General features: G+C 72.8%; 18 protein-coding genes and 1 pseudogene. 6 read left to right on the forward strand and 13 right to left on the reverse strand.

Features of this window, described 5'->3' with window-relative positions:
* Positions 1–5: 5 nt before the first annotated feature.
* The gene (locus ACH4PY_RS33450) at positions 6–662 is read right to left on the reverse strand and encodes an O-methyltransferase (protein ID WP_398191827.1); all 657 of its coding nucleotides are present in this window, start codon (positions 660–662) and stop codon (positions 6–8) included.
* Positions 663–698: 36 nt separating this feature from the next.
* Between ACH4PY_RS33450 and ACH4PY_RS33455 the strand changes: the two genes are divergently transcribed.
* The gene (locus ACH4PY_RS33455; protein WP_398191831.1) at positions 699–1328 is read left to right on the forward strand and encodes a nucleoside/nucleotide kinase family protein; all 630 of its coding nucleotides are present in this window, start codon (positions 699–701) and stop codon (positions 1326–1328) included.
* A 15-nt stretch (positions 1329–1343) separates the two neighbouring features.
* Here ACH4PY_RS33455 and ACH4PY_RS33460 read toward each other — a convergent pair whose 3' ends face one another.
* From ACH4PY_RS33460 to ACH4PY_RS33470, 3 genes are read right to left on the reverse strand one after another with little or no spacing between them, the layout of a single operon-like run.
* Positions 1344–2159, reverse strand: coding sequence for an HAD family hydrolase (locus tag ACH4PY_RS33460; RefSeq protein WP_398191834.1), 816 nt, complete (start codon positions 2157–2159; stop codon positions 1344–1346).
* Positions 2156–4750, reverse strand: coding sequence for a phosphoribosyltransferase (locus tag ACH4PY_RS33465; RefSeq protein ID WP_398191837.1), 2595 nt, complete (start codon positions 4748–4750; stop codon positions 2156–2158). The genes ACH4PY_RS33460 and ACH4PY_RS33465 overlap by 4 nt, the downstream gene beginning before the upstream one ends.
* A gap of 21 nt (positions 4751–4771) precedes the next feature.
* Positions 4772–5947, reverse strand: coding sequence for an HpcH/HpaI aldolase/citrate lyase family protein (locus ACH4PY_RS33470; RefSeq protein ID WP_398191840.1), 1176 nt, complete (start codon positions 5945–5947; stop codon positions 4772–4774).
* Between the two features lie 250 nt (positions 5948–6197).
* Here ACH4PY_RS33470 and ACH4PY_RS33475 point away from each other — a divergent pair, with 250 nt between their 5' ends.
* Positions 6198–7127 carry a TerD family protein gene (locus ACH4PY_RS33475; protein ID WP_398191843.1) on the forward strand — a complete coding sequence of 310 codons (930 nt, stop codon included), beginning with the start codon at positions 6198–6200 and terminating at the stop codon, positions 7125–7127.
* A gap of 21 nt (positions 7128–7148) precedes the next feature.
* On the opposite strand, the gene ACH4PY_RS33480 is transcribed toward ACH4PY_RS33475, so the two are convergent.
* The 6 genes from ACH4PY_RS33480 to ACH4PY_RS33505 all read right to left on the reverse strand — a co-directional run bounded on the left by ACH4PY_RS33480 (position 7149) and on the right by ACH4PY_RS33505 (position 11683).
* Complete coding sequence (locus ACH4PY_RS33480; protein ID WP_398191846.1) at positions 7149–7880, reverse strand: Tellurium resistance; 732 nt, start codon at positions 7878–7880, stop codon at positions 7149–7151.
* A 92-nt stretch (positions 7881–7972) separates the two neighbouring features.
* A complete protein-coding gene (locus ACH4PY_RS33485) occupies positions 7973–9148 on the reverse strand; it encodes a DUF475 domain-containing protein (protein WP_398191849.1) in 1176 nt (391 codons plus the stop codon).
* Positions 9149–9207: 59 nt separating this feature from the next.
* Entirely contained in the window at positions 9208–9783 is a 576-nt protein-coding gene (locus ACH4PY_RS33490; protein ID WP_398191852.1) for a TerD family protein, read from the reverse strand.
* Between the two features lie 72 nt (positions 9784–9855).
* Entirely contained in the window at positions 9856–10431 is a 576-nt protein-coding gene (locus tag ACH4PY_RS33495) for a TerD family protein (protein WP_031523543.1), read from the reverse strand.
* A gap of 70 nt (positions 10432–10501) precedes the next feature.
* Positions 10502–10981, reverse strand: a complete 480-nt coding sequence (locus ACH4PY_RS33500; RefSeq protein ID WP_398191856.1) for a peroxiredoxin — start codon at positions 10979–10981, stop codon at positions 10502–10504.
* Between the two features lie 261 nt (positions 10982–11242).
* Positions 11243–11683 (reverse strand): DUF3052 domain-containing protein, encoded by a 441-nt coding sequence (locus ACH4PY_RS33505; protein WP_398191859.1) that lies wholly within the window; start codon positions 11681–11683, stop codon positions 11243–11245.
* 395 nt (positions 11684–12078) lie between these two features.
* Between ACH4PY_RS33505 and aceE the strand changes: the two genes are divergently transcribed.
* The 3 genes and pseudogenes from aceE to ACH4PY_RS33520 form a co-directional block, all read left to right on the forward strand.
* On the forward strand, positions 12079–14826 hold the full coding sequence (gene aceE, locus ACH4PY_RS33510; protein WP_398191863.1) for a pyruvate dehydrogenase (acetyl-transferring), homodimeric type: 2748 nt from the start codon (positions 12079–12081) through the stop codon (positions 14824–14826).
* A 484-nt stretch (positions 14827–15310) separates the two neighbouring features.
* Positions 15311–16435, forward strand: coding sequence for an alpha/beta hydrolase (locus ACH4PY_RS33515; protein ID WP_398191950.1), 1125 nt, complete (start codon positions 15311–15313; stop codon positions 16433–16435).
* A 54-nt stretch (positions 16436–16489) separates the two neighbouring features.
* A pseudogene (locus ACH4PY_RS33520) lies at positions 16490–17203 on the forward strand (DUF4429 domain-containing protein); the annotation flags it as partial.
* 10 nt (positions 17204–17213) lie between these two features.
* Here the strand turns inward: ACH4PY_RS33520 and ACH4PY_RS33525 are convergent.
* A complete protein-coding gene (locus tag ACH4PY_RS33525) occupies positions 17214–18233 on the reverse strand; it encodes an aldo/keto reductase (RefSeq protein WP_398191865.1) in 1020 nt (339 codons plus the stop codon).
* Entirely contained in the window at positions 18230–18697 is a 468-nt protein-coding gene (locus tag ACH4PY_RS33530) for a MerR family transcriptional regulator (RefSeq protein WP_398191869.1), read from the reverse strand. Before ACH4PY_RS33530 ends, ACH4PY_RS33525 begins: the two co-directional genes overlap by 4 nt.
* A gap of 61 nt (positions 18698–18758) precedes the next feature.
* On the opposite strand from ACH4PY_RS33530, the gene ACH4PY_RS33535 reads away from it, so the two are divergent.
* On the forward strand, positions 18759–19574 hold the full coding sequence (locus ACH4PY_RS33535) for a serine hydrolase domain-containing protein (RefSeq protein ID WP_398191872.1): 816 nt from the start codon (positions 18759–18761) through the stop codon (positions 19572–19574).
* A gap of 286 nt (positions 19575–19860) precedes the next feature.
* Here the strand turns inward: ACH4PY_RS33535 and ACH4PY_RS33540 are convergent, their stop codons facing one another.
* Complete coding sequence (locus tag ACH4PY_RS33540) at positions 19861–20571, reverse strand: pirin family protein (protein ID WP_398191875.1); 711 nt, start codon at positions 20569–20571, stop codon at positions 19861–19863.
* Positions 20572–20624 lie beyond the last annotated feature (53 nt).

The raw sequence follows: 20624 nt of genomic DNA on the forward strand, positions 1-20624 counted from the left end.
CGGACCTAGCGGCGGCGGGCCAGGGTCAGCCCGTCCGCCACCGTGAGCAGGACGTCGTCGACCCGGTCGTCGGCCCGCACGTGGTCGTTGAACGCGCGGATGGCCGCGCCGCCGCCCGTGGTGTCCGGGTCGCTGACGTCGCCGTGGAAGAGGGTGTTGTCGACGACCAGCAGGCCGCCGGGGTTCATCCGCGGCACCAGCTCCTCCCAGTAGTCGACGTACGCGCCCTTGTCGGCGTCGAGGAAGACCAGGTCGATCCACGGGCCCTCCGGCAGCGCCCGCAGTGTCTCGATCGCCGGGGCGATGCGCAGGTCGATACGGTCGGCGACGCCTGCCTTCTGCCACGCCTCGCGGCCCACGGCCGTCCACTCCTCCGAGACGTCGCACGCGATGACCCGCCCGTCCTCGGGCAGCGCCTGGGCCATCGACAGCGTCGAGAAGCCGGTGAAGGTGCCGACCTCGACGATCTGCCGCGCGCCGGTCAGCCGCACCAGGAACGCCAGCAGCGGGCCCTGCTCCTCCGCCGTCTGGAGGCCCGCGACGTCGCCGAGCCGCTGGTGGGTGACGTCCACCAGTTCGCGTTGCACCGGGTCGAGCGGATTGTGCTCCAGGACGTATGCGTACAGCTCGGGCGTGAGCTGCGGGTTTTTCGTTTCGTACACGAGTCTGCTCCCAGGTCTGGCACTTAGGGTGACGGGATGCTTGTCGATGACGCGGTCGCCCTCGTGCCCAGCATTCCAGGCCGCCGCGCGCTGCTGGGGCTCGCGGGCGCGCCCGCCGCGGGCAAGTCGACGCTGGCCAGGCGGCTGGTCGCGGGCGTCGACGAACGGCTCGGCGCCGGAACGGCCGCGTATGTGCCGATGGACGGCTTCCACCTGTCCAACGCGCAACTGGACCGGCTGGACCTGCGCGACCGCAAGGGCGCCCCCGAGACGTTCGACGTGGACGGCTACGTGGTGCTGCTGGAGCGGTTGCGGGCGGAGCGGGCGCGCCCGGTGTACGCGCCCGACTTCGACCGGCGCCTGGACGAGCCGATAGCGGCGGGTCTCGTCGTGCCGCCCGGCGCCGCGCTCGTCGTCACCGAGGGCAACTACCTCGCCGACGACGGCCCCGGCTGGGCGCGGGTGCGCGACCTGCTGGACGAGCTGTGGTACGTCGAGACGCCGCGGGGCCTGCGGGAGCGGCGGCTCCTGCGCAGGCACCTGCGCGGTGGGCGGACCGAGGAGGAGGCGCGGGAGTTCATCGCCTCCAGCGAGCGCGTCAACGCGATGCGTGTGGAGAAGGGGCGGGGGCTGTGCGACCGGGTCGTCTCTCCGCGGGAGGGTTAGGGCTCCGGGGTGCCCTCACACGTGTGCCAGGAACTCCCGGAGGATCTGTTCGCCCGCGGCCACGCCCGCCGTGGGGAGGGGGGTGACGGTGGGGGCAGTCCAGCCGGTGTCGGCGAGTTCGCCGTGGCCGGGGGTCCAGCCGCGGTCGGCGGCGAGCAGGAGGTCGACGTCGAGCAGGGAGTCGCCGGCGGCCAGGACGCGGTCGGCGCCGGTGCGGCGGACGACCTCGGCCAGGGCCGCGCTCTTGGACAGCGGCCGGGGCACCGCGTAGATCTTGCGGCCCTGGAGGGAGACCGTCCAGCCGAGCGGTTCGGCCCAGGCGCCGAGTTCCTTGACCCACCCGGCGGGCAGCCGCTCGCGGTCGACGACCAGGTAGCAGAAGAGGTCCTCGGCGATCCGCTCCTTTCGCAGCCACTCCGGGTCGGCGGTCGCGGCCAGGTGCGCGCGCACCTCGTCGAGCGGGGCGGAGCCGTCGGCGAGCCGGCGGCGCATCTCGGTGTTCCAGTCGTGGTCGGTGCGCCCGTTGACCAGCAGGTGCCCGCCGTTGGCGCAGATCGCGTAGCTCGGCGTCGGGCAGGGCAGGCTGATCCGGCGGTACTGCTTGCGGGTGCGGGTGGTGGCGGGCACGAAGCGTACGGCGTCGGACAGTTCGGCCAGGACGCGGGCGGCGGTCTCGGTCATGAACGACAGCGGGCGGCTCTCGTGCACCTCGACGCACAGCAGCCGCGGGGCCTGCTCGTCGGGCATGCCCAGGGCGAGCGCGGCGGCCGAGTAGATGAGGGTGCGGTCGAGGTCGCTGGCGACGATCGTCCGACTGTAGGCGCGGTTCACCGGCCTGCCACCGCCTTGCCGTCGGTGCCGGTCGCGCCGCGGGTGTAGCGCGGGTGGATGAGGCCGACGCACGAGTAGGGCAGGTCGTCGGTCTCCTCGACGGGCACCCCGCGCTGGTCGGCGAGCAGGCGAACGTGGTCGAGGTCGGCGCCCGCGCCGCGGGAGGCGAGGATCTTCCACGGGACGCGCCGCAGCAGCACCCGGGTGGTCTCGCCGACGCCGGGCTTGACGAGGTTGACGTCGCCGATGCTGTACTCCTCGCTGATCCGCTCGACAGCCGCCCAGCCCGCCCAGGTCGGGGAGCGGTCCTGCGCGCGCAGCGCCTTGACGTCGCGGGCGACGTCGTCGCCGACCTCGTCGAAGGCGGCGGTGACGGTGTCGAGGAAGAGTCCGGAGACGTCGGAGCCGGCCAGCTCGCGGTAGAACTTGGCGCCGTGGAACTCGCCGGGCCCGACGAGGTCGGCGCGCAGCACGGTGCGCGAGACGAGGCCGGAGACGGTGGAGTTGAGGCACGCGGAGGGGATCAGGAAGTCGTCGCGGGTGCCGTACGTGGACACGCAGCCACCGGGGTCGGCGAGCACCGCGATCTCCGGGCGGAAGCGGGCGAACTCGGGGAAGGCGCCGATGGCGTCGGCGAGTTCGCGGGTGATGGCGCCCTTGCCCGTCCAGCCGTCGACGAAGACGCAGCCGGCGGCGTCGTGGTGGGCGGCGAGCCAGCGCAGCGCGGCGGGGTCGATGCCGCGGCCGCGGACGATGGAGACGGCGTAGTGCGGGAGGTCCAGGCCGTGCGCCTGCCGGGCCCAGCGGCGCATCAGCACGCCGACCGGGGTGCCGGCGCGGGCCAGCGACACCAGGACGGCGTCGGGGCCGCGCTCGGCGAGCACCAGCTCGGTCACGGCGCCGACCGCGCGGGCGATGCGCCCGGCGGAGGTCTCCAGGGCCGCCCGGAAGAGGTCCTGGTAGGCGGCGCTGGGCTGGTACTCGACGGGCAGCGACTCGGCGTAGTGGGCGCCGCCGCTCTGGATGGCCTCCTCGCGCTCCTCGGTGGGTGCTTCGAGCTGCACGTCGGACAGGTCCTTGAGCAGCCAGCCCACCTCGTCCGCGGCATAGGAGCCGAAGGCGGGGCCGCGCAGCGGTCCGGGGGTTGCACTCATCAGGCCGGGGTTTCCGTTCGGTCGGGAGGGGGCGGGCTCGGGGGCGGGCTCATGGGCGGAGGCGGGCTCGTGGGTGGGGGCCGGCTCATGGGTGGGGACGACGGCGAGCAGCACCGCGCCGGTGTGCGGGGCGAGGGAGGCGAGCAGCCCGCCGGGCGCGTGCAGCGCCGGGGTGTCGCCCGCGGAGTCGGTGACGACCACGACGGCGTCGAATCCGGCGCCCGCGACGTTGTAGGCGTACCGCTCGCGCGAGCCGTCGTCGGCGGGGTCGTCGTGCGCGGGGAAGACGAGCCGGCTGCGTATCGCGTAGCCGGGGTCGTCGACGGCGAGCACGGGAGAGCGGGTGGTGGTGGAGAAGTACGCCGCCACCCCGGCCGCCGCCTCCGCCTCCGCTCCCGCCGGGAGCCCCTCGGCGCCCTCCTGCGGCCCCGCGGGCGCTGCGCCGGGCGCGTAGGCCTCCAGGACCTGGGCGAGCCGCAGCGGCGCGTACATCAGCTCCTCGGTGCCGAGGACGAGCACCCGGCGGGCGCCCGCCGGGAGGGCCTCGGCGAGGCGGCGGCCCATGGCGGGCAGGGCGGCCTCCAGGGCGGCTCGGTGGGCGGGCAGGAAGCCGTGCCGGCCGCCGTCGGGCACGCCGGCGGGCCAGTCCAGGGCGACGCGGCGGACCTCGGCGGCGGGGGCGTCGGCCGCCTCGGCGGCGGGGGTCAGCTGGGCGACGAGGGCCTGGGCGGCGGTGAGCACGCCGTCCGGGAGCGTGACCGTCCCGGCGGCCAGTGACAGCACGTCGACGCGGGCGCCCAGCTCGGCGGCGAAGGCCGTGAGCCGGGCGTGGTCGGCGGGGGCGCGCATGTCGGTGAGGGCGACGACGACGTAGTGGCCGCGGGGGTGGCGGGCGTGCAGGTCGCGGATGGTGTTGAGGACCGTCTGCCCGGTGGAGAACTCGTCGTCGACGAGCACCAGCGGCCCCGTCCCGGCGAGCAGCGCCGGGTCCTCGGGCAGCAGCAGGTGGCCGGTGGCGTGGCTGTGCTCCTCCTGGAAGGCGCCGCCGGAGGCGAGCCCGGCCACCTCCCGGCGGGTGGAGTGCAGGTACGGCACGGGTCCGACGCCGTCGGCGACGGCGTGGCCGAGTCCGGTCGCGGTCTCGGCGTAGCCGACGACGACCGTGCGGGCCGCGTCCTGCTCGCCGAGCAGCGCGCGGACCCGCAGGCCCAGGTCGTGGGCGTGCCCGTAGACCGTGCCGGGGCGCTGCGGGACGTGCTTGCCGAGCACGTTGGACACCAGCAGGTGGGCGCGCTTGGGGTTGCGGCGCAGGGCGAGGCCGAGCAGGTCGGGCAGGCCCTCGCCGTGCAGGGCTATGCCGAGCCGGTCGGCGACCCACTGGCCCGGCCAGGGGGCGTCGGCGGCGGGGCGGGGGCGGTCTTCTCCGGTGAATTTCATGTCTTGTACAAGGATGCCTGGTCAGGCGGCGGGAACACAGGCCGCGAGGAGTTCGACGAAGCTGATGCTCTCGCGCGCGACGCCGAAGGCCTCGGCCCGCAGCAGGGTGCGCTCGGCCCAGGCGCGGTGCGGCTTGACCTCGTTCATCTTGTTCGTGTACGCGGAGCGCAGCACTCCGCCGCCGCTGCGGTCCTCGTGCAGGATGTCGGCGGCGTCGCTGTACTCCTCGTGCGTGACGACGTTCAGCGCGTGCACGATCGGGACGTGGGTGGGGTGGATGCAGGTCTTGCCCTGGAGTCCGTTGGCGCGGTCCAGTTCGATCTCGCGCAGCAGCCCGTCCATGTCGCGCTCCAGCAGCGCGGCGCGCAGCTCCTCGGACTCGCCCTCGGCGAAGGGGCTGCGGCGCAGCTGCGGCTTGAAGATGCGCTCCTGGTGGTGGAAGTACTCCCAGACCGGGCCGGTCACGGTGAAGCCGGAGCCGTCGGCACGGCCGAGGACGTTGACGACGTCGGCGATCACCGAGGCGACGATCCGCACGTCGTAGGCGGTCATGGCGGGCCCGCGGCGGATGCCGTAGGAGGAGCAGAAGTCGGTGACGCCCAGGCGCAGCGCGAGCACCCGCTCGCGGTACTTGTCGACGGTGCGGGATATGCCGTTGAGCGCCTCGACCCGGGTCTCCAGGTGCATCAGCTCGGGCGACTCCAGCACGGGCATGGCGAACAGCCGGCGCCCGCACGCGGCCTCGGCGGCGGTGAGCGCCTCCAGGAAGGGGACGCCGGTCTCCTCGGTGAACTTCGGCAGCACGAAGCCCGACAGCAGCGCGACGCTGTCGCCGAGCCGGGTGGTGAGGTCGGTGATCTGCCACGGGGTGCGGACCCGGATGAAGAGCAGCGGCAGGGCGCCGGCGGCGTCCGGGCGGTCGGCGAGGTCGCGGAAGTGCCGGACGATGTTGGCCTCGCCGGCCTCCACGTCGCGGTCGTCGATGGAGTCCTCCAGGCACAGCACCATGGAGACGACCCCGCGCGCGGCCTGCTTCAGCACGTCGTCGGCGAGCGAGGGCCGCGTCGCCGGCGAGTAGAGGGTCGCGCCGAGGGCGGCCGCGAGCATCGCCGCGGGCGAATCCGAGGTGAATTCCCTCGGCTCGATGTGAAACAGCTCCTGCCGCGTTTCGGCGGCGAGGTGGCCGAAGTGTCGCATGGCGCCCCCTTTCCAGGTACGGGTCAAGTGACGGGCCTTGAGGACAACTGGCCGATTATCGTACGAGTGAGCATGCCCCAGACGTTCCCTCCGAACGTGAAGAACACGTAACCACCGCAGGTCGGCGGGGTGACCCGGAGGATCCCGTCCACCGTACGGCGGCGACCGGGGCGGCGGAAGCGCCGCCGCGGGGCCCGGCGCCCCCGTCCGACGTTGTGAGGCGGCCCGCCGGAAGGGCAGGATGGCGGGCATGACGCACATGATGGTGAAGGGCTCGAACGTCCCCCTCGACGCCCCCGGCATCCGCGCGGTGCTGCGCTGGAGCCCCGGCAGCGGAACACCCGACGTGGACGCCTCCGTGCTGCTGCTGGGCCCCGGCGGCAAGGTGCGCTCGGACGCCGACTTCGTCTTCTACAACGCCCCCCGGCACCCCTCGGGCGTGGCCCGCCACCTGCCCAAGCACCGAGTGGCCGAGGGCCTGACCGACACCGTCGAGGTGGACCTCGCGGCGCTGGACCCCGACGTCCAGCGGGCGGTCATCGCCGCCTCCTGCGACGGCGGGCCCTTTCGGCTGGTCCGCGACCTGTGCGTGCTGCTGTACGACACCGCGGCGCCCGGTGGCCCGCCGCTGCTGACCTTCGACGTACGCCCCGACACCGGCGCCGAGACCGCGCTCAACTGCGGCGAGCTGTACCGCAAGGACGGCGGCTGGAAGTTCCGCGCGGTGGGGCAGGGCTACGCGACCGGCCTGGTAGGCCTGGCGACCGAGTTCGGCATCACGGTGGACGACGCGGCGGAGGAGGGCGCCCAGGCCGCGAAGGGCGACGACGCCACGTCCCAGGCCCAGGCCCAGGCCCCCGCGCCGAACCGCCCGCCGCAGCCGCCGAGCCCGTCGCAGGTGCAGACCCGCCCGCACCCCGCGCCCTCGCCCGACCAGTCCAGCGCGTACGGCTACCCGCTGCCCGCGCCCTCCGTCGGCCACGTCCCCGCCCAGCCCGCGTACGGCTACCCGCAGCCCGTCGCCGCCCCGCCGCCGCCCTCGGTGGCACCGCAGGTGCACCAGCAGCCGCAGCCCGGCTACCCGGCGTACGGCTACCCGCAGCCGGTGGCCGCCTCCGCGGTGGGCGGCCCGGCCTTCGTGCTGCCCCCGCAGGGGCCGCAGTTCCAGCAGCAGCGCTGACGGGGCGGTCCGGGACCGCGGTCAGAGCTTGGACTTGTAGCCGCGGCCCCACTGCAGGCCCCAGCCGTACAGCCGGTCGATCTCGGCCTGGAAGCCGTAGACGTACTTGACCTCGCGGCGCACGGTCAGCTCGCCCTTGTTGTTCTCGATGAGCACCACGGCGCACGAGCGGGCCTGCGGCTCGCGCTCGTTGAGCGGGATCTCGATGCGCGGGCCGGAGCCGGGGAAGATCTCGATCTTGGCGTGCGTGCGGTCGAAGGCGGGCGTGCCGTCGTAGATGTAGACGAAGACCAGCAGCCGCTTGAACTCGTCGCGCTTGTCGAAGTTGATGTAGAGCGTCTCACCGGAGGTGCCGCCGAAGCGGTCGTCGCCGCTCATCTGGATGTACGGCGGCGCGTCCAGGTCGCCGTGGAACTCGCCGAGCGGCTGGACGACGCCCTTGCTGCCGTCGGCCAGCTCGTACATGCACGCCAGGTCCAGGTCGACGTTGACCATCGCCGGACCGGCGGCCTGGACCACCCGGGGCCGGAAGACGTCGAACTGGCGGCGCAGGAAGCCGCGCTCGTCGGTGGCCCAGCTGCCGGTGTCGGACGAGCGCATCGACCACGACAGATTGACCCGCATGTTGCCGACCGCCGCGCCCTGCTTGGTCAGCGACACCACCGGGTGCCGCTTGGTCAGTTCGACCGTGTGCGCGTTCGCCATGTCGAACTGCGCCGCGCCGCTGGGCCGGAAGAAGTCCCGCCACGCCATTGCCGCCACCCCTCCGTAGCCGTAGCTCCCCCCGCTCACGTGCCGCTGCCCCCGCCGGGCGGCGGGGGCAGCGGGACGTCACGGGTGACCGGTCACACGCCGGTCGTGACTTCCGTCTTGTCGTCGTCCGCCGACTGGGAACCTTCCCCGAGACGACGGTTGCGTACCACCGACGACCAGTACGACGCCGCGATCAGGACGACGCCGACGAGGCCGGTGACGACCTCGCTGATGTCGTACTTGATGGTGGCCAGCAGGATGAAGGCCAGCGCGCCGATCGCGTAGTGGGCGCCGTGCTCCAGGTACACGTAGTCGTCCAGCGTGCCCTTGCGGACCAGGAAGACGGTCAGCGACCGGATGTACATCGCGCCGATGCCGAGGCCGAGCGCGATCTCGAAGATGTCGTTGCTGATGGCGAAGGCGCCGACGACACCGTCGAAGGAGAACGAGGCGTCGATGACCTCCAGGTAGAGGAACATGAAGAACGCGGCCTTGCCGGCCAGCCCCGCCACCTGCCCGGCGGTGGGGCCGCTCTTCTCCGCGGCCGCGCCCTCGGCCTCGTCGTCCCCGTCCCCGTCCCCGTCCTCGTCGTCGTCCTCCTCGTCCTCCAGGCGCTCCTCGAAGAAGCCGGAGATGCCGCCGACCACGAGGTACGTGATGAGGCCGCCGACACCGGCGAGCAGGACCGTCTCGGCCTTGTCGATCTCACCGTGCCCGCCGTGCACCGGGACACCGGTGGCCACCGTGGTGGCGGCGATCACGAGCACGACGAGCGCGATGACGACCGAGAGCATGTCCAGCTTGCCGAGCTTGGCCAGCGGGCGCTCCAGCCAGCCGAGCCAGGTGATCTCGCGCTCCTCGAAGATGAAGTCGAGGAAGATCATCAGCAGGAACATCCCGCCGAAGGCCGCGATGGCCGGGTGGGCTCCGGTGACCAGCGCCTCGTAGCGGTCGTGGTCGTTGATCGCGACCTTGACCGCCTCCCACGGGCTCAGCTTCGCGGTGATCGCCACGATGATGATCGGGAAGACCAGCCGCATGCCGAAGACCGCGATGAGCACGCCCACCGTCAGGAACATCTTCTGCCAGAAGGCGTTCATCTTCCGCAGGATGCCCGCGTTGATGACGGCGTTGTCGAACGAGAGCGAGATCTCCAGGACCGACAGGATCGCTACGATCGCGAGTCCGTGCCACCCCCAGAGGACGCCGGCCAGGGCGAGGCCGGCGGCAGTGATGCCGAACGACCAGCCGAATGTTCTGAGGAGCACGTGCTTCCCACCCAATCCTTGTGACCTATGACCACGAGGTCCCCCGCACGGTGCGGGCTTTACGAAACGTTGACCCCGAAGTCTAGGGCGATCCCGCGCAGACCGGAGGCGTACCCCTGACCTACCGCACGGAACTTCCACTCGCCGTTGTAGCGGTAGAGCTCGCCGAAGATCATCGCCGTTTCGGTCGAGGCGTCCTCGGTGAGGTCGTAGCGGGCCAGCTCGGCTCCGTCACTCTGGTTCACGACCCGGATGTACGCGTCGCTGACCTGGCCGAAGGTCTGCGCACGGGCGTCCGCGTCATAGATCGACACCGGGAAGACGACCTTGTCGGCCCGCTCCGGGACCAGCGTCAGATCCACCAGGATCGTCTCGTCGTCGCCGCCGCTGCCGCCGGTGAGATCGTCACCGGTGTGCTCGACGGAGCCCTCGGGACTCTTCAGATTGTTGTAGAAGACAAAGAACTCGTCCCCCAGCACCCGGCCGTTGCCGCACAGCAGCGCGCTGGCGTCCAGGTCGAATTCGGCGCCGGTGGTCGAGCGGGCCCGCCAGCCCAGGCCGATCTGCACCCGGGTGAGATTCGGCGCGGCCTTGGAGAGGGAGACGTTGCCTCCCTTGGCCAGTGTGACGCCCATGGTGGTCCTTCCCCCTAGGTCGGTGCTCTGTCGCTGCTGCTCGTCGCTGCCGCTCGGTCGAACCGGCCCGGGTCAGACGTTGACGCCGAAGTCCTGCGCGATGCCGCGCAGGCCGGAGGCGTACCCCTGGCCGATGGCGCGGAACTTCCACTCGCCGCCGTGCCGGTACAGCTCGCCGAAGACCATCGCCGTCTCGGTCGAGGCGTCCTCGGTCAGGTCGTAGCGGGCCAGCTCGCGCTGGTCGGCCGCGTTCAGGACGCGGATGTAGGCGTTGCGCACCTGGCCGAAACTCTGCTGGCGCTGCTCGGCCTCGTAGATCGACACCGGGAAGACGATCTTCACGACGTCGGCCGGCACGCCCGCGAGGTTGACGTTGATGACCTCGTCGTCGCCCTCGCCCTCACCCGTGAGGTTGTCACCGGTGTGCTCGACCGAGCCGTCCGGGCTGCGCAGGTTGTTGAAGAACACGAAGTGCTGGTCCGACAGCACCTTGCCCGCCTCGTTCGTGAGCAGCGCGCTCGCGTCGAGGTCGAAGTCGGCTCCGGTGGTCGTGCGTGCGTCCCAGCCCAGACCGACGACGACCGCCGTGAGATTGGGCGCCTCCTTGGTCAGCGAGACGTTGCCACCCTTGCTCAGGCTGACTCCCACGAGTCCTCCCCATCGGTTCGTGTGTATACGTTCGTGCCACCGGGCGATCCACCCGGTCAACGAGGTGAGCTTAGTGACCCGTTCCCGTCGACCGCACTGCTTCCAGCGCCTTTACGTAGTCGTGAAGGTCCCGCGCGTCCGGCAGCCCGTTCAGCACGGACCACCGGATCACACCGTCCCGGTCGATCACGAACGAGCCGCGCAGCGCGCAGCCCTTCTCCTCGTCGAAGACGCCGTAGGCGCGTGAGGCGTTGCCGTGCGGCCAGAAGTCGCTGAGCAGCGGGAAGTCGAAGCCCTCCTGGTCGGAGAAGGCGCGCTGGGCGTGCATGGAGTCGCACGAGACCGCGAGGAGGGTGGTGTCCTCGCGCTGGAGGGCGTCCAGCTCCCGCTGGAGGGCGTGCAGCTCGCCGCTGCACACGCTCGTGAAGGCGAACGGGTAGAAGACCAGCACGAGGTTCTTCTTCCCGTGGAAGCTCGTGAGGGTGGTCGTCCGGCCGTGCTGGTCGGGCAGCGCGAAGTCGGGTGCCGGCCTCGGCAGGGTGCTGCTCATTCTTCCTCCTGGCGGCGGGCGCCCCGGGCTGCCCCTTGCGGTGTCCCCGCGGCCGTCCGCCGGTGGGGGCTGAGCGCGCAGTTCTCCCCCAGGCTTCGCCCGGGAGGTGCCCCCACGCGCCCCGTGAGGGCGCCCTCTTCACGCGGGGCGAGCGTTTTTTAGGGGCGCGGGGAACGGCGCGCTCAGCCCACCGCGAGTGGCACTCGGCAACGCAAATAGCCCCGGCGGCGGGGAGCCGCACCGCCGGGTGAGCCGGGAAGGCTACCGCTTGCCGGCCTTCGCCGCCTTCGGCGTGACCAGACGCGTCCCCGTCCAGTCCTTCGCGGCGTTGACGCTGCTGGTCTGCGCCAGTCCGGCCGTCTGCGCGGCCTCGCCGATCTCGCTGGGCTCGACGTGTCCGTCGCGGCCCGTCTTGGGCGTCATGAGCCAGATCGGGGCCCCGGGGTCGACCGTCGATGTCGCGTCGACGAGCGCGTCGGTGAGGTCGCCGTCGTCCTCGCGGAACCACAGCAGGACGGCGTCGGGCACGTCGTCGTACTCCTCATCGGCGAGCTCCTCGCCCGTGAGCTCCTCGATACCCTCGCGAAGCTCCTGGTCGGTGTCCTCGTCGTACCCGAGCTCCTGGACCACCTGTCCGGGCTCGAAACCAAGCCGGCTCGCCGGGTTGGTCCGCTCCTCCGCGTGGTCCGCGGTCGCGCTCACGCTTTGCCTCCTGTCATGGGGTGAGCCCGCGCGCACGCGGACTTATTGGCGGTAGTCCACACGGGCGCGGCGGATCGCGCAAGTACCCGGCGTACGAGACCGCCGAAACGGTGACGATTCGACCGTGTCACCGCAACCCGTACCCCCTATGGTGACGCAGCTCACGACGGTTTGCCGGTGTTACGCACGATTGGCGCCGCCAGTCGGTCGTACGTCCGAGTGGGCGTAGAGTTCACGTTTGGCCGCGGGTGGGACCCGGCCCGAATTGCCGCAGTCCCGGATGTTCCGCGGTTACCACTGGGTAGAGATGACGTTTGACGCGGGGCGGTCCACGATGGATGCGGCGCGACCCCGCGGTGCAAACGAGCACCACCACCGAGCAGCAAAGGAACAGCGTGGCTTCCGCATCCGATCGCAACCCGATCATCATTGGCGGCCTTCCGAGCCAGGTCCCGGATTTCGATCCCGAGGAGACGGCGGAATGGCTGGACTCGCTGGACGCGGCCATCGACGAACGCGGCCGTGAGCGCGCCCGCTACCTGATGCTGCGGCTCATCGAGCGCGCCCGCGAGAAGCGCGTCGCGGTGCCCGAGATGCGCAGCACCGACTACGTCAACACGATCGCCACCAGGGACGAACCGTTCTTTCCCGGCAACGAGGAGATCGAGCGCCGCATCCTCAACGCCACCCGGTGGAACGCCGCCGTCATGGTGTCGCGCGCGCAGCGCCCGGGGATCGGCGTCGGCGGCCACATCGCGACCTTCGCGTCCTCGGCCTCGCTCTACGACGTGGGCTTCAACCACTTCTTCCGCGGCAAGGACGACGGCACCGGCGGCGACCAGATCTTCTTCCAGGGCCACGCCTCCCCCGGCATCTACGCCCGCGCCTTCCTGCTCGACCGGCTGACCGAGGCGCAGCTCGACGCCTTCCGGCAGGAGAAGTCGAAGGCGCCGAACGGCCTGTCCAGCTACCCGCACCCGCGGCTGATGCCGGACTTCTGGGAGTTCCCGACCGTGTCGATGGGCCTGGGCCCGCTCGGCGCGATCTACCAGGCCCGGATGAACCGCTACATGCACGCGCGCGGCATCGCCGACACCTCGGCGTCGCACGTGTGGGCCTTCCTCGGCGACGGCGAGATGGACGAGCCGGAGTCGCTCGGCCAGCTGTCCATCGCCGCCCGTGAGGGCCTGGACAACCTGACCTTCGTCGTCAACTGCAACCTGCAGCGCCTCGACGGCCCGGTGCGCGGCAACGGCAAGATCATCCAGGAGCTGGAGTCGCAGTTCCGCGGCGCCGGCTGGAACGTGATCAAGCTGGTCTGGGACCGCTCCTGGGACCCGCTGCTGGCCCAGGACCGCGACGGCCTGCTCGTCAACAAGATGAACACCACGCCGGACGGGCAGTTCCAGACGTACGCGACCGAGTCCGGCTCGTACATCCGCGAGCACTTCTTCGGCGGCGACCAGCGGCTGCGCAAGATGGTCGAGAACCTCACCGACGAGCAGATCCTGCACCTCGGGCGCGGCGGCCACGACCACCGCAAGATCTTCGCCGCCTACACCGCTGCATTGGCCCACCAGGGCCAGCCGACGGTGATCCTCGCCCAGACCATCAAGGGCTGGACGCTCGGGCCGAACTTCGAGGGCCGCAACGCGACCCACCAGATGAAGAAGCTCACCGTCGACGACCTCAAGCGCTTCCGCGACCGGCTGCACCTGCCGATCACCGACCAGCGCCTCGACGAGGGCTACCCGCCGTACTACCACCCCGGCCGGGACTCCGAGGAGATCCAGTACATGCACGACCACCGCAAGGCCTGCGGTGGGTACGTGCCGACCCGGGTGGTGCGCGCCAAGCCGCTGCCGCAGCCGGCCGACAAGACGTACGCGGCGGCGAAGAAGGGCTCGGGCGCCCAGTCCATCGCCACCACGATGGCCTTCGTGCGGGTGCTGAAGGACCTCATGCGGGACAAGGAGATCGGCAAGCGCTTCGTGCTGATCGCCCCCGACGAGTACCGCACCTTCGGCATGGACGCGTTCTTCCCGAGCGCGAAGATCTACAACCCGCTGGGCCAGCAGTACGAGTCGGTGGACCGCGAGCTGCTGCTCGCCTACAAGGAGTCGCCGACCGGGCAGATGCTGCACGACGGCATCTCCGAGGCGGGCTGCACGGCCTCGCTCGTCGCGGCGGGCTCGGCCTACGCCACGCACGGCGAGCCGCTCATCCCGGTCTACGTCTTCTACTCGATGTTCGGCTTCCAGCGCACCGGCGACCAGTTCTGGCAGATGGCCGACCAGCTCGCCCGCGGCTTCGTGCTGGGCGCGACGGCCGGCCGCACCACGCTCACCGGCGAGGGCCTGCAGCACGCGGACGGCCACTCCCAGCTGCTGGCGTCCACCAACCCGGCGTGCGTCGCCTACGACCCCGCCTACGCGTACGAGATCGCGTACATCGTGCAGGACGGTCTGCGCCGGATGTACGGCGAGACGGCCGACGGGCAGCCCGGCGAGGACGTCTTCTACTACCTGACGGTCTACAACGAGCCGATCCAGCACCCGGCCGAGCCCGCCGACGTGGACGTCGAGGGCATCCTCAAGGGCATCCACCGGATCCGGGCCGGGGCGGCCGGGGCGATCCCGGCGCAGATCATGGCGTCCGGCGTGGCCGTGCCGTGGGCGCTGGAGGCCCAGCGCATCCTCGCCGAGCAGTGGAACGTACGGGCCGACGTGTGGTCCGCGACCTCCTGGAACGAGCTGCGCCGCGAGGCCGTCGCCGTCGAGGAGCACAACCTGCTGCACCCCGAGGAGGAGCAGCAGGTGCCGTACGTGACGCGCAAGCTCACCGGCGCCGAGGGGCCCTTCGTGGCCGTCTCGGACTGGATGCGCTCGGTGCCGGACCAGATCTCCCGCTGGATCCCCGGGCAGTACACCTCGCTGGGCGCGGACGGCTTCGGCTTCGCCGACACGCGCGGGGCGGCACGGCGTTTCTTCCACATCGACGCCGAGTCGATCGTGCTCGCCGTGCTGACCGAGCTGGCGCGTGACGGCAAGGTCGACCGGTCGGTGCTCAAGCAGGCCGTGGACCGCTACCAGCTGCTCGACGCGTCGGCCGCCGACCCCGGCGCCGCCGGCGGCGACGCCTGACACCCGCACCACGGAGCACCCCGGAGCCCCGGACGGCAGCCCTGCCGCCCGGGGCTCCGCCCGTTCCCGGGCCTCGTCACGCGCTTTCCCGGCCCCGGCTTGTCTAGGCTGACCGGGCGCGCCGCCGTCCCCTGACCCCCGGCCGGGCCGCCCGCACCCCCGCACGGTCCACGCCCGCTCCGTCCCGAGGCAACCGCGAGTGTCCGCACCTCCAGCGCCGCCCCTCCCCCGCGAACCCCTTGCCGGGGAGCCACGCCGCACCGGGGCCCGGCCCGCCGCGGGAGGCCCGCCGCGCCCGCGCGGGCCCCGCCCCGGCACCGGTCCCGCGCGGGCGGTGGCGCTGCCGCGTCCGCGGACCGAGGCCGTACCCCCGAAAGCCGTACCCCCGAAGGCGGTACCCGCCAAGGCCGCGCCGCCGGCCGCCCGCGTCTTCCTGCCCGGCAGGAGGGGGCCCGGGTCGGCGCGGGTGCTGGTGGCGCTCGCCGTGGCCTTCGTGCTGCTGGCCACGACCGGGTGGACGGCCGTCCGCCCGCACGGGCCGCGCGACGCCCGTACCGCCGCCGTGCACGCCTGGCGGCGGGCCACCGTCGCGGGCCACCGGCTGCCGGACCCGGACACCGCGCCGCCGGGCGCCGTCGCGCGCTTCTTCGCGTCCCTCAGCCGCCCGCAGGCCCTCGCCCTGGCCCGCCGCTACGCCCTCGTCGTCGGCAACCTCGACGGGGCGCCCGTGGCGCTGCGCTACCAGGCCAACCGGTACGCGCTGCGCGCCGCCCGCGACCGCGAGCGGCGCCGCTCGGCCGACGCCGCCCTGTCACCCGCGGGCCGCACGGACGCCGGGCGGCTCGCCAACCGCTACGCCTCGCTGCTGCGCGGCGGCCGGCAGATCCTCGCGTTCGACCCCGCCGGGGACGGGCGGGCCGCCGAGGTCTTCGGCGACCTCACGACGGCGGCCCGGGTCGCCGTCGTCGTGCCAGGCGTCGGCACCGACATCCTCACTTTCGAGCGCACCTACGGCCGCTACTCCGCCCCCGTCGGCATGGCCCGCGCCCTCTACCGGCGCGAGCGCGCCCTCGACCCGTCCGCCGGGGTCGCCGTCATCGCCTGGGCCGACTGGACCGCCCCCCAGGGCATCGGCCTGGACGCCTCCACCGCGGAGCTGGCCGAACGCGGCGCGCCCCGGCTGCTGCGGCTGCTGGCCGCCCTGCCGCGGCGGCAGCACGTGGCCCTCTTCTGCCACTCGTACGGCTCGGTGCTGTGCGGGGTGGCCGCGCCCCGGCTGCGGCGCGGGCAGGTGACCGACATCGCGGTGTCCGGCAGCCCCGGGATGCACGTCGGGAGCGCCGCGGATCTGCACACCGCGGCGCACGTGTGGGCGGCCCGGGACGACGGCGACTGGATAGCGGACGTCCCGCACATCGAGTTCGCCGGGCTCGGCCACGGTACGGATCCGGTCGCCGCGGCGTTCGGCGCCCGGGTGGTGCGGACGGGGCGGGCCGAGGGGCACGCCGGATATTTCGTCCCCGGCACCGCGAGCCTTGCGAACTTCGCCCGTATCGCGCTGGCCCGCTACTCCTTGGTCACGCTGAAGTCTGCGCCCCCCTCCGCGTAACGGGCCTGCACCGTGGGGCAGAGGGATGGACCGATTACGCATAGGGTGACGCGTATGGGCGATGTGCTGGCCGGAAGCAATGCCGTATGGGAGTTCGAGCCCGACGCCGTCGTGATCCGGTACAGCCGGAGTGCGGGCCGCAACGCGCGGCTGCTCCCGGCACTGCGCGAGCGGCGGATCCCGCACGCCGCGCTGGAGGCGGTGGAGCTGGAGGCGGGCCGCCGCGGCCATGTGGTGCTGCGGGCGGTGCCGCGGGCAGGGGCCGACCCGGTGGTCGAGGCGGCGGCCGGTCAGCTCAAGGAGACCGCCGACCCCTACCGGCTGATCCTGCCCGACTCCGCGGAGGTGCTCGCGGAGTTCTACCGCGACGAGCTACGCGCGGTGATCGCCGGACCCGGCGAGCCGCTGACCCGCTTCCTGGTGGACGCCCCGGCCCCGCCGCTGGCCTTCAAGGCGTACGACGCGCGGGTGCTGTTCGACGGCCGCACGGTCAGCTTCCGGTGGTTCTGGACCGGCGCGTCCACCGCCAAGTGGAAGGCCGGGGACCAGAGCTTCCCGGTCGAGGAGCTGCGCGGCGTCGACTGGCGCTCACCGGAGCTGCTGCACGGCTACCTGCGGCTGCTGCGGCGCGACGGCGGGCCCCAGCCGGGCGAACCCGACCAGGACCCGGCCGCCGTGCTGTTCGGCCTCGGCTACGGCCCGGTGCAGGAGTCGCTGCCGTTCGCCGCAGCGGTGCTCGCGGCGATCCGGGCGGCCCGCGTCCGGCCGTAGCCGCGGGTCACTCGCGCGCGTCGGACGTCGAGCTCATGTCCGGGTAGCGGTCGCCCGCGACCTGCCCGGCGATGGCGTCCAGCTCGGCCAGCTCGGCGCCGTCCAGGACGATCCCGGCCGCCGCGACGTTCTCCAGGACCCGGGATGCCTTGCGGGTGCCGGGGATCGGCACGACCGTCAGGCCGTGCGCCTGGGCCCGCGAGTGCACCCACGCCAGCGCGATCTGCCCCGGTGTCGCGTCGTGCGCCTTCGCGACCCGGCGGATCGGCTCCAGCAGCTCCGCGTTACGCCGGGCGTTGTCACCGGTGAAGCGCGGCTGGTGGCGGCGGAAGTCGTTCGCGGCGAGATCCACGGTGGCGTCCTGGAAGGAGCCGGTCAGGAAGCCGCGCCCGAGCGGCGAGTACGGCACGAAGGCCACACCCAGGTCGGCCGCCGCGCCGACCACCGACTTCTCCACGTCCCGGCTGAAGAGCGACCACTCCGACTGCACCGCGGCGATCGGGTGCACCGCGTGCGCCTCGCGCAGCTCCGGCCCGGTCACCTCGGACAGCCCCAGGTGCCGCACCTTGCCCGCGGCCACCAGCTCGCCCATCGCGCCGACCGACTCGGCCAGCGGCACGTCCGGGTTGCGGCGGTGCATGTAGTACAGGTCGATGATGTCGATGCCCAGGCGGCGCAGGCTCGCGTCCACGGCCTGCCGGATGTACGGCGGGTCGTTGCGGATGGCCCGGTAGGTCGGGTCGTCCGCGCGGCGCTCGTTGGCGAACTTCGTCGCGAGGGTGACCTCGTCGCGGTGCGCGGCGAGGAAGGGCGCGAGGAACTCCTCGTTCGCACCGATGCCGTACATGTCGGCGGTGTCGAAGAGCGTCACGCCCGCGTCCAGCGCGGTCTCCAGCGTCTCGCGGGCGGCAGCCTCGTCGGTGTCGCCGTAGAACTCGCTCATGCCCATGCAGCCCAGGCCCTGGACACCGACCAGCGGGCCGCCCGCGCCCAGCCGTACCGTCTCGATCCGTGCGGCGGCCATCATGCACCTGTCCTCTCCGGCGCCGGTTCGGCGCCCCCATACGTACCGATCTTGTGGTCGAGCACCGTCAGGGTGTCCTGCAGCTCGGCGATCCGCGCGACCACGTCCTCCCGGGTCGCCTCCAGCAGCGCCTTGCGCTGCGCGAAGGTCCGCTCACCGGCCTTGACCATCTCCGCGTACGTCACCATGTCGGCGACCGGCATACCCGTCAGCCGCAGCTTCCCGACGAGGGCCAGCCAGTCCAGATCCCGGTTCCGGAAGCGGCGCTGCCCGGTGTTCGACCGGTCCACGTGCGGCATCAGCCCGATCCGCTCGTACCAGCGCAGCGTGTGCGCGCTCAGCCCGGTCAGCTCGGCGACCTCGCTGATCGTGTACTGGTCCCGCCCGTCCGGTCTCGGATACGGCGGGGGCGGCGTGCACACCGCGGCCGGGGGTGTTTCCTGCTGCACCATCTGGACGACCGTCATGCTCTCCACGCTAAGACCTTGGAGTGCACTCGAAGCAAGTACGGCCGGTTAGGCTCGCCGCATGCAGACCCTGCGGATGATCGAACAGTGGCCCGTCCCGAACGCGGCGGCGGTCGTCGTACGCAAGGACGGCACCCTCGCGGGCACGTACGGCCCCCAGGACCGGCCCTTCCCGCTCGCCTCGGTCACCAAGCCGCTCACCGCCTGGGCGGCGCTCGTCGCCCTCGAGGAGGGCGCCTACGAGCTCGACGACCCCGCCGGGCCCGACGGCTCGACCGTACGGCATCTGCTCGCGCACACCTCGGGCCTCGCGTTCGACGAACACCGGGTCGTGGCCGCGCCGGGCACCCGGCGGATCTACTCCAACGCGGGCTTCGAGGTCCTCGGCGAGACCGTCGCCGAGGCCACCGGGATGCCCTTCGCCTCCTACCTCGACGAGGCCGTGCTCCAGCCGCTCGGCATGACCGCCACCGAGCTGCCGGGCTCCCCCGGCGCGGGCGCCGTCTCCACCGCCGCGGACCTGGCCCGCTTCGCCGCGGAGGTGCAGGCGCCGCGCCTGCTCCACCCCACGACGGTGGCGGGCGCGACCCTGGAGGTCGCCTTCCCCGGCCTGCGCGGCGTCCTCCCCGGCTACGGCATGCAGTCCCCCAACGACTGGGGCCTCGGCTTCGAGATCCGCTCCACCAAGTCCCCGCACTGGACCGGCGCGCACTCCTCCCCCGCGACCTTCGGTCACTTCGGCCAGTCCGGCACGTTCCTGTGGTGCGACCCGGACGCGGGGTTCGCTTGCGCGGCCCTGACCGACCGCGATTTCGGCCCCTGGGCCATCGAGGCATGGCCGCCCTTCACCGACGCGGTGCTGGCCGAACTCGCGTAGGGGGGTGCGGATGCCCTTGCCGGGCGGGGGCTGCGGGTGCCCTCCGGGCTGCCCCGTCCCGCCGTCGCGGGACCTCCCGCCGGTGGGTGGCTGAGCGCGCAGTTCCCCGCGCCCCTGAAAACGCTCACCCTGCGCGGTAAGGGCCTGCTCCTGCCGCGCAGGGCAACACACCAGGGGCGCGTGGGGGCACCTCCCGGGCGAAGCCTGGGGGAGAACTGCGCGGTCAACCCACCACCGGCGGACGGTCCCGGGACTGCCGCAAGGGGCAGCCCGGGGGGGCTGGGCCTCAGCCGAAGGAGGGCTCCGCGGACATCGCCCAGTAGACGTATTCCGCCGGGCCCTCCGTGCTGAGCGCAGCGGATTGCTCGTCCGTGAGGCGGGCGGCGTCGCCCGGAGAAAGCTCGGCTCCGTCGAGCCGCACGGTGCCCCGGAGTACGTGGACGTACCCGAAACGGGCCCCCGGCAGGGAGAGTTCGTCCGGCGCGGACGGGCGCCCCGCCCACAGGGCCGCCGCGGGCTGCCGCAGGGGCAGCACCGCGTCGGGGCCCTCCCCGGCGAGGAGCGTGAGGCCGGGCCCCACCGGCACGGGCGCGGTCGCGGCGGCGTACCGCGGGGGCACCCCGAAGGCGCCGGGGTGCAGCCACATCTGGAGGAAACGCAGGGGCCCCGCCCCGGCGTTGGCCTCGATGTGCCGTACCCCCGAGCCCGCGCCCAGCAGTTGCGCGTCCCCGGCCGCCAGCCGTACGACGCGCCCCGAGGCGTCCCGGTGCTCCAGGGTGCCTTCGACGACCCACGTCACGATCTCCGTGTCGCGGTGCGTGTGCTCGGCGAATCCGGCGCCCGGCGCGAGCCGTTCCTCGTTGCAGGCGACGAGCAGCCCGAAGCGGACGTTGCCGGGGTCGTAGAAGCCGGAGAAGGAGAAGGCGTGCCGGGTGTCGATCCCGGCGGCCTCGTCCCCGCCGCGGTAGCGGTCGGCGGCCCGCCGTACGTCGATCATGCGGCCCACCGTATCCACCGGCGGGGGAAGTGGGGCGAAAGCCCGCGAACGGG

Source organism: Streptomyces sp. NPDC021224 (assembly GCF_044332905.1).
Lineage (GTDB): Bacteria > Actinomycetota > Actinomycetes > Streptomycetales > Streptomycetaceae > Actinacidiphila.

What these genes read in the sequence shown, in the direction of transcription:
- ACH4PY_RS33455 (WP_398191831.1), top strand. Translation starts at nt 699, where the DNA reads ATGCTTGTCGATGACGCGGTCGCCCTCGTGCCCAGCATTCCAGGCCGC.
- ACH4PY_RS33465 (WP_398191837.1), bottom strand. Translation starts at nt 4,750, where the DNA reads ATGAAATTCACCGGAGAAGACCGCCCCCGCCCCGCCGCCGACGCCCCC.
- ACH4PY_RS33470 (WP_398191840.1), bottom strand. Translation starts at nt 5,947, where the DNA reads ATGCGACACTTCGGCCACCTCGCCGCCGAAACGCGGCAGGAGCTGTTT.
- ACH4PY_RS33475 (WP_398191843.1), top strand. Translation starts at nt 6,198, where the DNA reads ATGACGCACATGATGGTGAAGGGCTCGAACGTCCCCCTCGACGCCCCC.
- ACH4PY_RS33480 (WP_398191846.1), bottom strand. Translation starts at nt 7,880, where the DNA reads ATGGCGTGGCGGGACTTCTTCCGGCCCAGCGGCGCGGCGCAGTTCGAC.
- ACH4PY_RS33490 (WP_398191852.1), bottom strand. Translation starts at nt 9,783, where the DNA reads ATGGGCGTCACACTGGCCAAGGGAGGCAACGTCTCCCTCTCCAAGGCC.
- ACH4PY_RS33500 (WP_398191856.1), bottom strand. Translation starts at nt 10,981, where the DNA reads ATGAGCAGCACCCTGCCGAGGCCGGCACCCGACTTCGCGCTGCCCGAC.
- ACH4PY_RS33525 (WP_398191865.1), bottom strand. Translation starts at nt 18,233, where the DNA reads ATGATGGCCGCCGCACGGATCGAGACGGTACGGCTGGGCGCGGGCGGC.
- ACH4PY_RS33530 (WP_398191869.1), bottom strand. Translation starts at nt 18,697, where the DNA reads ATGACGGTCGTCCAGATGGTGCAGCAGGAAACACCCCCGGCCGCGGTG.
- ACH4PY_RS33535 (WP_398191872.1), top strand. Translation starts at nt 18,759, where the DNA reads ATGCAGACCCTGCGGATGATCGAACAGTGGCCCGTCCCGAACGCGGCG.
- ACH4PY_RS33540 (WP_398191875.1), bottom strand. Translation starts at nt 20,571, where the DNA reads ATGATCGACGTACGGCGGGCCGCCGACCGCTACCGCGGCGGGGACGAG.